This window comes from Terriglobales bacterium, from assembly GCA_035624455.1.
Classification (GTDB): Bacteria; Acidobacteriota; Terriglobia; order Terriglobales; family Acidobacteriaceae; genus DASPRM01.
In genome coordinates, this window is record DASPRM010000052.1 from 42,917 (window position 1) to 54,636 (window position 11,720).

Annotated in this window: 15 protein-coding genes and 1 tRNA gene; 8 read left to right on the forward strand and 8 right to left on the reverse strand. The window is 57.0% G+C overall.

What is annotated here, in order from left to right; all coding sequences use genetic code 11:
- Positions 1 to 20 precede the first annotated feature (20 nt).
- Positions 21 to 476, reverse strand: a complete 456-nt coding sequence (locus tag VEG30_05940) for an Rrf2 family transcriptional regulator (protein HXZ79453.1) — start codon at positions 474 to 476, stop codon at positions 21 to 23.
- Positions 477 to 978: 502 nt separating this feature from the next.
- Here VEG30_05940 and VEG30_05945 point away from each other — a divergent pair.
- On the forward strand, positions 979 to 1,134 hold the full coding sequence (locus tag VEG30_05945) for a hypothetical protein (GenBank protein HXZ79454.1): 156 nt from the start codon (positions 979 to 981) through the stop codon (positions 1,132 to 1,134).
- Between the two features lie 99 nt (positions 1,135 to 1,233).
- Here the strand turns inward: VEG30_05945 and tsaD are convergent, their stop codons facing one another.
- Positions 1,234 to 2,382 carry a tRNA (adenosine(37)-N6)-threonylcarbamoyltransferase complex transferase subunit TsaD gene (tsaD, locus tag VEG30_05950; protein HXZ79455.1) on the reverse strand — a complete coding sequence of 383 codons (1,149 nt, stop codon included), beginning with the start codon at positions 2,380 to 2,382 and terminating at the stop codon, positions 1,234 to 1,236.
- Between the two features lie 56 nt (positions 2,383 to 2,438).
- On the reverse strand, positions 2,439 to 3,347 hold the full coding sequence (locus tag VEG30_05955) for a polyphosphate kinase 2 family protein (GenBank protein HXZ79456.1): 909 nt from the start codon (positions 3,345 to 3,347) through the stop codon (positions 2,439 to 2,441).
- 189 nt (positions 3,348 to 3,536) lie between these two features.
- Between VEG30_05955 and VEG30_05960 the strand changes: the two genes are divergently transcribed.
- The 3 genes from VEG30_05960 (at position 3,537) to VEG30_05970 (ending at position 5,977) form a co-directional block, all read left to right on the forward strand.
- Positions 3,537 to 4,895: a CCA tRNA nucleotidyltransferase gene (locus VEG30_05960; GenBank protein HXZ79457.1), complete on the forward strand. Its 1,359-nt coding sequence runs from the start codon at positions 3,537 to 3,539 to the stop codon at positions 4,893 to 4,895.
- 111 nt (positions 4,896 to 5,006) lie between these two features.
- Positions 5,007 to 5,249, forward strand: coding sequence for a hypothetical protein (locus VEG30_05965; protein HXZ79458.1), 243 nt, complete (start codon positions 5,007 to 5,009; stop codon positions 5,247 to 5,249).
- Positions 5,250 to 5,320: 71 nt separating this feature from the next.
- Entirely contained in the window at positions 5,321 to 5,977 is a 657-nt protein-coding gene (locus VEG30_05970) for a septal ring lytic transglycosylase RlpA family protein (GenBank protein ID HXZ79459.1), read from the forward strand.
- Between the two features lie 2 nt (positions 5,978 to 5,979).
- On the opposite strand, the gene VEG30_05975 is transcribed toward VEG30_05970, so the two are convergent.
- The 3 genes from VEG30_05975 to VEG30_05985 all read right to left on the reverse strand — a co-directional run bounded on the left by VEG30_05975 (position 5,980) and on the right by VEG30_05985 (position 7,387).
- Positions 5,980 to 6,321, reverse strand: coding sequence for a histidine triad nucleotide-binding protein (locus VEG30_05975; protein HXZ79460.1), 342 nt, complete (start codon positions 6,319 to 6,321; stop codon positions 5,980 to 5,982).
- An 8-nt stretch (positions 6,322 to 6,329) separates the two neighbouring features.
- The gene (locus VEG30_05980; protein ID HXZ79461.1) at positions 6,330 to 6,983 is read right to left on the reverse strand and encodes a hypothetical protein; all 654 of its coding nucleotides are present in this window, start codon (positions 6,981 to 6,983) and stop codon (positions 6,330 to 6,332) included.
- Positions 6,984 to 7,312: 329 nt separating this feature from the next.
- Positions 7,313 to 7,387 (reverse strand) — tRNA-Val (locus tag VEG30_05985).
- A gap of 227 nt (positions 7,388 to 7,614) precedes the next feature.
- Between VEG30_05985 and VEG30_05990 the strand changes: the two genes are divergently transcribed.
- The 4 genes from VEG30_05990 to VEG30_06005 all read left to right on the forward strand — a co-directional run bounded on the left by VEG30_05990 (position 7,615) and on the right by VEG30_06005 (position 10,628).
- Positions 7,615 to 8,058 carry a hypothetical protein gene (locus tag VEG30_05990; GenBank protein ID HXZ79462.1) on the forward strand — a complete coding sequence of 148 codons (444 nt, stop codon included), beginning with the start codon at positions 7,615 to 7,617 and terminating at the stop codon, positions 8,056 to 8,058.
- A gap of 732 nt (positions 8,059 to 8,790) precedes the next feature.
- Complete coding sequence (locus VEG30_05995; protein ID HXZ79463.1) at positions 8,791 to 9,579, forward strand: sigma-70 family RNA polymerase sigma factor; 789 nt, start codon at positions 8,791 to 8,793, stop codon at positions 9,577 to 9,579.
- Between the two features lie 11 nt (positions 9,580 to 9,590).
- Positions 9,591 to 10,061: a hypothetical protein gene (locus VEG30_06000; GenBank protein HXZ79464.1), complete on the forward strand. Its 471-nt coding sequence runs from the start codon at positions 9,591 to 9,593 to the stop codon at positions 10,059 to 10,061.
- A gap of 138 nt (positions 10,062 to 10,199) precedes the next feature.
- Positions 10,200 to 10,628, forward strand: coding sequence for a DUF3106 domain-containing protein (locus VEG30_06005; protein HXZ79465.1), 429 nt, complete (start codon positions 10,200 to 10,202; stop codon positions 10,626 to 10,628).
- Positions 10,629 to 10,649: 21 nt separating this feature from the next.
- Here the strand turns inward: VEG30_06005 and VEG30_06010 are convergent, their stop codons facing one another.
- Together VEG30_06010 and VEG30_06015 are read right to left on the reverse strand one after the other, a co-directional pair.
- Positions 10,650 to 11,147 (reverse strand): SgcJ/EcaC family oxidoreductase, encoded by a 498-nt coding sequence (locus tag VEG30_06010; protein HXZ79466.1) that lies wholly within the window; start codon positions 11,145 to 11,147, stop codon positions 10,650 to 10,652.
- 107 nt (positions 11,148 to 11,254) lie between these two features.
- A partial coding sequence (locus tag VEG30_06015) for an alpha/beta hydrolase (protein ID HXZ79467.1) occupies positions 11,255 to 11,720 on the reverse strand: 466 nt, incomplete at its 5' end.

Sequence of the window (11,720 nt, forward strand, 5' to 3'; positions counted from 1 at the left end):
CCAATCTCACCTTAGATCGCTCAGGATTTCATCGTCAGATGAACCAGTTGTTCTCGGGTTTGGCCCTCGTCGGCTGCCTGGGTCAGTTCCCAGATGGTGAGCTTGCTCAGTACTTCTTCGATCCCCACCTTCACTTTGCGAAGCGGCTCACGCACGGTGCAGCGGTTGGTCTGTTCGCATTCCCCGCGATGAGTTACGCAGGAGGTCAGAAACAGGGGACCATCGATGGCGCGGATAACGTCGAACGCAGAAATCATGCGCGCATCGCGAGCGAGGTTATAGCCGCCATTGATCCCATGATGCGATACCAGCAAGCGGGCTCGCACCAGGCGCTGCAGAATCTTTGCCAGAAGCTCCGCGGGAATGCCGTGCGCCTCGGCCAATTCCTTAGCGCTGCAGGCTCGATCGTGCTGGTGCTCCGCCAGATGTTTCATGGCGATCAGCCCGTAGTCTGCCTTCTTAGTGAGCTTCAGCATTGGCCAGAGTCAAATTACGACCTGTTTAGTCGCATTTCAAGGTTATCTGACCAAAGCGTCTGTCGACAACTGGTTTCAGGGATCGGTAAATCGGGGCATTTAATGGCAAGTCCTGCCATATGAGTGGGTTAGAAAATTAGTCCCAAAATGGTCGGATTTTCATTGTGGATGTCAGAAAGGGGTGTTCGGGAGGTCGCGACCTCGAAATCGCTTGCCTATGGCGAATGCAGGAGCCGAACGGCTGGTTACCGCGGCCTGTCCAGAGACTAGATATGGTCGCACGGTGCCCGTCCAGGGTACGAATCTTGCCGCCCTTCGCTGAGACGCTTCCGAGCTGCTGCACCCCTTTGGTTGCACTTGACAAGAGGTGGCACCTGTCTAGAATACGCGGAGATTCGGACGTACTCGGAGTAACCCTGAGCGGCACCTCGGGGTCAAGTTCCGGGATATGAGTACAAGCAAGCGGCCGATACCCACCAACGGATCCCCTCAGAGAGTCAGCATGCAGCCAGTGTGTAAGCATCCGCGCGTGCAGATCGTGGCCCGCCAAGATGACGTGGAATACGTCGAGTGCAAAGAATGCGGAGAAGTCTTTGAAGCCAGCGAGTTCAAAGACATGGCCATCGAAGAGAACACGCAGCAGACCAACGAATCCTGAACCAGCCCGCAAATTGTCCCCAACCAAGCGATGCCGGCGCGCACGCCGGTCGTGTGTCGCGAAATTCAGAGTTCGAGCGGGAACCTGCAATCCGGGTCGTCAGCGCAGAGCCAAAGACGCTTCCGCCGATAGCTCCGGCGGGGCGAAATCCCGGGCGAGAAGTTTGGGATAGGCGGCAGCTGCGATCATCGCTGCGTTGTCTGTCGATAGCGGACGGGATGGGAAGTAAACGGGGAATCCTCCCTGTGCTGCGGACTCCTCAAAACGATGGCGTAAATGACTATTGGCGGCGACGCCTCCGGTCACAAATAACGTAGCGACATCGTAGCTGCGCGCCGTTTCCAGAGTCTTCGAGACGAGATCCTCGACCATGGCGTGCTGGAACGAAGCCACCAAATCGAGCGTCCGCTGATCGCAAACCCTCCGATAGTCGTCGATGGATGGCCTGGTGAGCGAGCGCAACGCTTTGCGGCGAAGCTCGATGTCATCCTGGAGGTGATGGGTCTCGACGTAGCGAAGCAGGGCTGTCTTGATGCCGCTATAGGAAAAATCAAATCGCGGCTGGCCATCGCCTGCGGCAAGATCGCGATCTTTGCGATCAACGTGCTTCATCTGCGAAATGGTGAACTTGACCGCAGTGCGATCGCCGAATGGCGCGAGCTTGTCAATGACCGGTCCTCCCGGGTAGCCGAGGCCGAGCAGTTTGGCTACTTTATCGAAAGCTTCACCGGCAGCATCGTCGCGAGTGTGGCCGACGTTGCGGTATGTCCAGCATTGACCGCGTGATTCGGCCAGGTAGAGATGCGTGTGGCCACCCGAGACGACCAATGCCAGCACCGGAGAATGTAACTCGCGGTTTCCTTTTCGCCGCTCTTCCAGGAGCACAGCATGAATGTGCCCTTCCAGGTGATTGACCGCGATCAGCGGTTTATCCAGGGCGAAGCAGAGCGCCTTGGCATAGGAAATGCCCACCAGCAGAGCGCCTGCCAGTCCCGGCCCCTGGGTAACTGCCAGCGCATCCACGGATTCGTAAGTCTGCCCGGCATCTTCGAGAGCCTTGCGAACAATCGGAACGATGGCGCGCAGGTGCTCGCGCGACGCCAGCTCGGGCACAACTCCCCCGTAAGGCTGATGGATTGCCGTCTGCGAGAGCACGACATTCGAAAGCACCTGTTCGCCGGAGCGGACCACCGCTGCTGCAGTCTCATCGCAGGAGCTTTCGATCCCCAAGATCAAGCCTGAACCCATGCTTCTATCCTAGCGAAAAGTAGATGTACCAGCAGCTTAGGTGGGTCCGTGCCGCTTTATTTCCGGCCTTTTCGGTTTTCCCCTAACTCTTTCTTTGCGGCGTCAATTTCTTTGCGTCTCGCTGCATCAACTTTAGGGTAGTCGAGGTCCATCGAATGTAGCGCCTCCACCGTTGCCTCCGCCACCACCAAGCGTGTGTACCACTTGTTGTCCGCTGGAACCACGAACCACGGAGCGTGCTCAGTGGAGGTGGCGCGGATCATCTCCTCGTAAGCATCCTGATATTGATCCCAGAACTCCCGCTCCTTAACGTCGGAGAGCGAAAACTTCCAGTTCTTCTCCGGCTCATCGAGACGGTTCAGGAATCTCTTCCTCTGTTCCTTCTTGGACAGGTGCAGGAAGAATTTTCGTATGACGATTCCATTCCTGGTCATGTACCGCTCAAATGCATTGATGTCCTCGAAGCGCTGCCGCCAAATCTCCTTCGTCACTAACGAGGATGGCAGTTTCTGAGCATGGAGGATGGCGGGATGGACGCGCACAACCAGAACCTCTTCATAGTAAGAGCGATTGAAGATGCCGATGCGACCGCGCTCGGGAACGCATTTCGTCGTGCGCCAGAGGTAATCGTGATCCAATTCCTCCGGTGACGGAGCCTTAAAGGAATAGACCTGGCATCCCTGGGGATTTACTCCAGACATCACGTGCTTGATGGTGCTGTCTTTGCCCGCCGCATCCATCGCCTGAAAGATCAGCAACAGCGCCCAGCGATCCTGCGCGTACAACTTGTCTTGCAGATCGGCAAGCATGGAGACGCCATGGACAAGCAGGTCTCGCGCTTTCTGCTTGTCGGAGGACTTGAGATCGTGAGTATCGGCAGGATCGTAGTCTTTTAACGAAAACCGTTTTCCATCCGTGATGCGATACGGATTCACGAATTCCGCTACTTCCCTGCGAAGCTTCATGTGCCTCCTATGCCGGACTGACTGAAACCAGTTCGGTACCAACGGTTCGAAAAGCAAAGTCCAGCTACTGTTTTCGGGTCATCGACTTCAGGGACCGAAATTGTACCCGATGGGCCGTTCGAGCAACGCTCGCCTGCCATCGCCATTCCTACGAAGCTATGGGAACATAAACATGGAGGTCATCGAGCATTGCTGAAGGAAGCGGCCATCGAGGTGGTACGTACACTTCGCCACCACGGACATCAGGCGTATTTCGTAGGCGGCTGTGTGCGCGATCTGCTGCTCGGCCGGGAGCCCGCCGATTACGACGTAGCTACAGATGCTGTCCCGCAGGAGGTGATGCGCATCTTCCCCAAAACTTACGCAGTCGGGGCGCAATTTGGGGTGGTGCTAGTTCCAGTAGCAGAGAATGGGTCGTCTTCGCCTGGCGCCCCACCGGAACGCGCCAAGGCAATCGAGGTGGCAACCTTCCGGAATGACGGTCTTTACAGCGATGGCCGGCACCCTGACGAAGTCCGCTTCAGCGTTCACCCGCGCGAAGATGCGCAGCGCCGCGACTTTACCATCAACGGGCTCATGCTCGATCCGCTCAATCAGGATCAGATTCTCGACTTCGTTGGCGGCCAGGCGGATCTTCAGGCTCACATCGTGCGCACGATTGGCGATCCGGAGCGCAGGTTTGCCGAGGACAAGCTGCGGATGCTGCGCGCAGTTCGCTTTGCTGCTCGCTTCGGCTACCAGATTGATCCCGCCACGTTTGCTGCGATTCAGCGACTGGCGGCTGAAATACAGCAGGTCAGCCGCGAGCGCGTCCGTGAAGAATTGACCAAGATGCTGACTGAAGGTCATGCGCGCCGCGCTTTTGAGTTGCTGGATGAGTCGGGTCTGCTGCATGAGGTGCTGCCCGAAATCGAAAAGATGAAGGGAGTCGAGCAGCCCCCGCAATATCACCCGGAAGGCGATGTCTGGGTGCACACACTTCTTCTGCTCGAGATGTTGAAACCCAATGCTTCACGCACGCTTGCCTGGGGAGCTTTGCTGCACGATGTCGGCAAGCCGCCCACCTTTCGCGTTGCGCCCGATCGCATTCGCTTCGACGGACACGTGGAGGTGGGAACGCGCATGGCTGAGGAAATCTCGCATCGCTTGCGTATGTCGAACGAGGATACCGTGCAGATCGCCGCGCTGGTAGCCAATCATCTGCGCTTTGCGGACGTACTGCGTATGAAGGAATCAACCCTGAAGCGCTTCTTGCGGTTGCCCCGTTTTGAGGAGCACCTGGAACTGCATCGGATTGATTGCCTGGGAAGCCACGGCGATCTGACGCTGTATGACTTTGTCTGCAAGAAGATCGAGGAGACGCCACCTGGTGAAATGCGCCCCCAGCCGCTGATTACGGGAGCGGACCTGATTGCGGCCGGTTATCGCCCGGGACCGCAATTTCGCGAAATGCTGTCAGCTGTCGAAGATTTGCAACTTGAAGGCAAGCTCAGCGGCAAACAAGAAGCCGTGGAGTTCGTCATCCGCGAATTCCCCTTGCCGCACTGATTTGTTGTCGATGGAGTGGCACCAGGGCTGACGCCATTGACCCTGCCCATCTTTCCGAGCCATAATCGCACGCCTGGCGCCCGCAAATGGGCTGAGTGAAACGCGAACACAATGAGCTCGAAAGACAATCCGGGAAGTGGCAAACCCCTGGAAGAATGGGGCGAGCGTGTGGGCCGGAAAATCGGCGAAACCGTCGGAGACATGGAGAAGGAAACCGAGCGGCTGGTGGCTTATCTGAACACGGAAGTGGTTCCTGCTGCGCGCGAGCATTCGACACGCGCCCTGCGCATCGCCGCTCAGAAACTGGCCGAATTCGCGGACTACCTCGACGATCAGAAGCGCAAACAAGGTTGAGCTGCCGTTTCTTCGCCGCATTGGTCTGTTTCGCCTGTCTTCCATTCGTCGCCGCGTGCAGCCACAGGCACGTGCAGGCGAGCTCTCCACCGCCTCCACCCGCAAGCACCCCTGCTCCGCCTGTCGTTAGTTCTGTTCCCGGCCCGCCGCCGACCAATACGGAACGACACAGTAGCGAACCGGTTTTCAGCGAAGTAGGTTACGCCAGCTGGTATGGGCCGCCATACCACAACCGGCGCGGCGCCAATGGCGAAATCTTCGACATGAATCAGCTCACCGCTGCGCATCGCACACTGCCCCTGAATTCCGTGGTGCGGGTAACCAATCTCCAGACCAATCATTCCACGGTGGTGCGAATCACTGATCGCGGGCCCTTTGTACCCGACCGCATCATCGATTTGTCAGTTGCCGCCGCCAAGGCGGTTGACGTCTGGAGACCAGGGACGGCCAAGGTTCGCCTGGACGTGCTTGAGTCGCCAGCAGCAATTAGCCAGGGAGGGCGTTGGTGTGTGCAGATTGGGGCGATTCAGGACGTCGAGACTGCCACGGAACTCAAAGAAAAGTTGATGCGGCGGTACCGCTCAGCCAAGGTGCTGGAGTTTGCCAGCCCGGTAGGGGACTATTGGATTCGCATCCGCGTTCCCGAGGACGACAAACATCGTGCCGAAGAGCTGGCACGAGAAAATACGACCCCAGAGGGAAACATCTTCCTGGTACGGCTGGATTGAGGTTATCCCGGCGGCCAGGTGAGTTTGCGCCCGCCAAGCAGGTGTAAATGAAGATGAAATACCGACTGGCCTGAGTCGGGTCCCACGTTTAAGACCGTCCGGTAGCCGCGCTCGATTCCGCGCTCGCGCGCGATCTTGGCCGCTACCAACTGCGTGTAGCCGATGATTTCTGCGTCGCCTGCTTCAGCTTCCTTCAGCCCGACAATATGTTTTCTCGGAACGATAAGTACGTGGGTGGGAGCCTGCGGCCGGAGGTCTTCAAAGACGTAGACTCTGTCGTCCTCGTAAACTTTGCGCGAGGGCGCTTCGCCCGCAATGATCTTGCAGAACAGACAATCGGGCATGCTGGGGGCTACCCCGCCTCGTCGGTGGATCCATGCCGGCGCAACAGCGAAGGCAAGTTCTGGGAAAAGGCGGAGCGCGGCAAGACCATATCGCATCCGGCTTCTTGTGCCTTGACCTTCAGATCACCCTGCACGTGAGAAAGGAAGCCGATAATTGCGGTGCCCTTCTTGAGTTCCTTCTTCAGCTTGGGAATGGTTAACAGCGGCTTGGCGCTGTTGTTATTCAGATCGAAGATGATCAGTGAGGGGCGTTCATTACCGTTGTTCTTCAATCGCTCCAGGATGTCCTGGTCGGTTTTCACGAATTCCACCTTCACGTTGATCTTGCGTGAGATCTCCTGAATCTTGGCCAGGAAGAAAAGATCATCGACAAACGCGAAGATCCGGGGAGCCGCGTTTTCGTCCTTGTGGACGAGCGGCTCTGGTTCGGGATGAACGTACACGCTGCCCATCCCTGGATGCGCGCGTCCGCGTCCGCCCTGGTGACTATTGCCAGTTCGATAGTTGTGATCCATGGGGCGAGTGAAGACGGAGTTGTGGTTGGGGCCGCGACCGGCGCCTCCGGGCTGTCCGCCCGGCCGGCCAGACGCACCCCGGCGTCCGCGGCGCCGCCGCCCTTTACCGCCCCCGCCTGCGGAGGGGTGATTCGGTCCAGTATTCATAATTCGTTTTTTGTGTGCCCGCTTATGCGGAAAAATTCAATTGTCGGGTTCGTCGGGTCCCGCTCCCCTTCAAGATGTGGTTCCGGAAGCTACGCTGTCCCCACACAGGAGGCGTGGGTTACAGCCTTCGATCTTACCTTCGTCCGTCTTGCGCTAAGGAACAGTGCCGAGGATTCGCCAGCACGGGAGCGTAACTGCGAACGGAAGACATCTACGATGTTAACCGCCGTGCTTGTGGATACGCAAGCCCCAAAAGTTTAGATGTCGGCCAGGTCCTTTCGATTCAGCTTCCGGACGGTTCGATTCCGGAGGAGAACTGGAGGAGCACCTGGTGGGCGCTATAGGATTCGAACCTATGACTTCCACCGTGTGAAGATGGCACTCTACCGCTGAGTTAAGCGCCCCTTTGGGGTAAGAGCGGATCTGACTTTAGCGTGATCCTTGCGGTGAATATAAACGGCTGCTCCTGTAGCGTCAACCCAACGGGACGTGCGGGATTGCAAAATAGGAATCAACATGAAAAAGGCTTCTCTGGGTACTGATGCCTTTTGGCAATTGAACTTACGGACCAATCTCGTCAGTCGTATCATAGCGAATTCTCACAAACCCAATCGGTGAAAGGTATTCGGAAATGCCCGAAACAGATTCACAATTTCGCCCCTATCTGCAGATTGCGACGTTCTGCGAAAAAGTCTTACAGGAAGCGGATGGCGTGGTCAGCATCATCCGCATGATCGACAGGATTACGCACTTCGGCCGCGAACCGGAATTGCACGCGTTTCAGTATCAATTCATGGTCATCGTGGTCTTTAAGGCTGGCCCCTTCATGAAAGGGAAAGCCACAATTAAATTACGCCCAATCTCCCCCTCAGGGAAGCAGTTGACAGCATTGGAGTTTCCGATCTTGTTTGAATCGGAGGATCGAGGCGCGGGCTTCGTCGCCGGGGTGAATTTCACGTTTGAGGAAGAAGGTCTTTACTGGTTTGACGTTCTCCTGGAAGAGGATGTAGCGACACGGATACCCATGCGGGTGCTCTATCACCCAAGTATGACACTTCCTTTCCCTCCACAGTAGCGACGATGCTGGAGCCGGAGATTGTCATTTGCTGAGTGAAATACACGTTGGCAAACGGTGCAAGTTTCAGTTTCAACTCCTGCTCCGTCCAATGTCCGTTGGTATGCTCGGCAAGTCTAAGATCAATTTCCTTCGTCAGCATGATTGCGGCTTCGTTGCCGCTCTTCGAGATATCCCAAGTTGCACCAATGAACCAGTCTTCAAACGCCTCAAGTTCTATCAGTCCAAGTTCCCACGCTGCCAAGTTACTGCGAATATCAAGATCTAAGTGCATGCCACCACCCTATAAACGAATTCGGGTAAAGCCACAAGAACTGCGCAGAAAGCTCGAGGAATCAAACTGCCTTGCCAACAGCGTGCGCTGGGAGATCGAACGAGATGATCACCCGGCACCGCCATCTTCAGGACAGCCGTTTTGTACTCGATCCCAAACTATTGCATATTTTGATGCTAATGGCGCAAGAATCGCCCTGTTCCATCAGTACAAACGGAAGGATGGGACGCTTGGAGGGAGCGGTAAGGCTGATCCCAAGCGCCTCCTGATAGGAGATACGATTTATTATGTTTAGCCTCCCCGCTCCCATTGCAATCAACCTGGCCCCATTTGGACTTAGGCTTGCCATCCTTCTCCAGTTCCCCGGACTTTGCCAGACCTGGGATCGGCTGAGATAATGGGCCACCTGGAGGAGAAGGGGACCCGTTTCCCAACCCGGGAACAGTTCTGCCGCCGGAATGGCTGATCCCTCGAAAAATCAGAAGCTTACGTCGCCTGACTCGGGCAAAGAGCCTGGTTCGCAAGCCGACGAAGACCCGCAACTTTCAGACCCTGAATGTGTTTCCACAGATGTGAGCAGCGTAGCCATGGAGGGAGGGCTGCTGGCTGGCTCGGGGCGAACAGCCGTCGATGCCCGGCGGGAGCGAGGAGCTGCGCGTCCAGCGGCCGGGACGGAAGGTTTGACCGACGCCGACCTGATGCTGCGGGTGCGCGACGGCGACGATTCGGCCTTCAATTACCTGGTCGAAAAGTACCGCCGCCCGATGATGGGATTCATGTACCGGGTGGCGCGAAACGCCAGCGTGGCGGAGGAACTGGCGCAGGAAGTTTTCCTGCGCGTTTATCGCGCTCGTCAGACATACAATGCAGAAGCCAAATTCAGCACCTGGCTGTACCGCATTGCGTCGAACCTGTCGGTAAACTATATCCGGGACACGAAACACGAACGCCCGGAAATGAGCATTAGCCTCGATGAGCCGGATGAGGAAATGGGTACGACACTGGATTTACCCGACCACAGGCTCAACGTGGAGCAGGATATCCTGCGGCGCGAGCGTCTGCAGGCGATCCGCGAACATGTCCAGGCATTGCCAGAAAGGCAACGGCTGGCGGTCATCATGCATAAGTACCAGGGAATGGAGTACCGGCAAATAGCAGAAGTGTTGAAAATCAGCGAGTCGGCAACGAAGTCCTTGTTGTTTCGTGCGTATGAGACTCTGCGTGACCGGCTCAAAGAGTTTATATAGAAGGAAATATCATGCTGTGCGTTGAATTTCGTGAACATTTGCTCGATCTGGCCGTCGGCGAAGCGGGGGTAACGGGCACCGCCGCCGAAGAGCACGTTCGCTCCTGCCCCGACTGCGCTGGGGAGTTGCAATCGCTGCGGCAGACCATGAACCTGCTCGACGAGTGGAAAGCGCCCGAAGACACGTCACCCTATTTCATGACGCGACTGCGCGCCCGGGTGCGTGAGGAGGCCGGGCGGGAAACTCGAGCCGGCTGGCTGTCATGGTTCCGCAAGCCGGCGTTGGCGCTCACGTCGGCGGCGCTTTTGCTGCTTGGCATTTCATTGTTTACCGGTGGCGGCAAAAACAGGCCGGTGGCGAGTGTTCCCAACGGCCTTACCAGCTCCGCAGTCTCGGATTTGAAAGTCTTGGACGACAATCACGACCTGCTGGCAAATTTCGAATTGCTCGATGACGATGATGCACAGCAGGTAGCACAGTAAGAACGAGAAACAAGGGTGTCAGGGCTTAGATCCATTCTGTTCGCATTCCTTCTGGGAGGCGTGTTGGTGCTGCCAGCGAGTGCTCAGCGCCGTCCCGAGGGTCCGCCCCGCCCCCCTCGCGGCCATGCGGGAGAATGGTTGAAGAAGAACAAAGATCTTCCCCTGGCACAGCAGCAGAAAAACCTGCAGAACGATCCCAACTTCAGAGCGCTCCCTCCACAGCGACAGCAGCAACTGATGCAGCGCCTGGAGAAGTTCAACAGCCTTCCGCCCCAGCAGAAAGACCGCATGATCGAGCGGATGCAGAGGTTTGAGCGCCTCACGCCAGAGCAACAGCAGGAGGCTCGTGGCGTCTTCAGCCAATTTCGCAGCTTGCCTGACGATCGTCGCAATATGGTGCGGCGTGCATACCGCGACTTGCAGGGAATGCCACCCAACCAGCGTCAGCAGATCCTGGAGTCGAACAAGTTCAGGAACACGTTTTCCGACGACGAGCGCAATTTGATAAAGCGCTCGCTGGATCTGAATCTGGCAGGTGGGGAACCCGCCGGCGGCCCACCGCGATAGGACCTTAACGGACTGCAGACTCTACTTCTTGTCGGCAGTCGTTGTCGGCGGCGGCACGTAGTTCGTGTTGTGGAAGGCGGCAATCAGCCACTTGCCATTGCGCTTCTGCACTGTCAGAGTCTGCAAGCCTTCACGCGGTTCGGGCAGTCCTGATGGCATATGCGCGCCTTTCATCATCCACCAGGCATGCGCAATGGCGATATCCGGCGTCAGGAAGCGCACGTCCACTTGCGTGAACGTGAGCGTGCTTTCATGGAAGATGTTGGCGAACATGCGCGTGAGGTTACTTTCGATCTCGGCGCGACCCTTCCACCACCACGCCACGACATTGACGACGTCGGCATCTTCGGCGAACAGTGCAGCGTAAGCATGAGCATCGTGCTGGTTCCATGCCTGCTGCTGACCCGCCCCGACCAGGTCGCGGATGGCCGAGTCATCGGTTGCACGGTCGGCAGCGCAGAGCGGACCCGGTATGCATGCTGAGAAAAAGACCACAAAGGTCAGAAATTGCCAGACCATTCGTTACCTCCCGCGCCGCCCCCTTAGATGCCACTGGGCGCGTGCCGCATCCTGAGCGGGGTGAAGGTTAGGGCAGACTTGTCGATGGTTAGAACGGGGCGCCGCCTTCAACCTGCGTGGCGCTTCAAAAACTGCAACGTCCTGTCGTTGAACTCTTCCACCTTCTCATACAGTGGTGCGTGCGCACATGCTTCGAAAAACAACAGCTCGGAATTGCGAATACTTTGCTTTAGGGGATTTGCGAAGCGAACCGTCAGTACGTCATTACTTCCGAATGTTATCTGTGTTGGCGCCGTAATCCTGCCCAGCTGCGCTTCCACGTCATGGGCGATGACTGCGTTCGTTTGCTGCATAAAGCTCGCTACCGACTGCGCGGGTCGGCTGCGAACGAAATCTGCCAGCGATTTTATGTAATCTGGCTTAGTTACATATAGCTCGGGCGTAAAGCACCAGGGAAAGATCGCCAGAATCGCCATTTCCGCAACATTGTTCAGTGCCTTGGCCAGCACCTGCCAGCTTTCCGCGATCGGCTTGAGGAACCCGTCGGTTTTCGGCCAGCCGCCATGGAGCGAA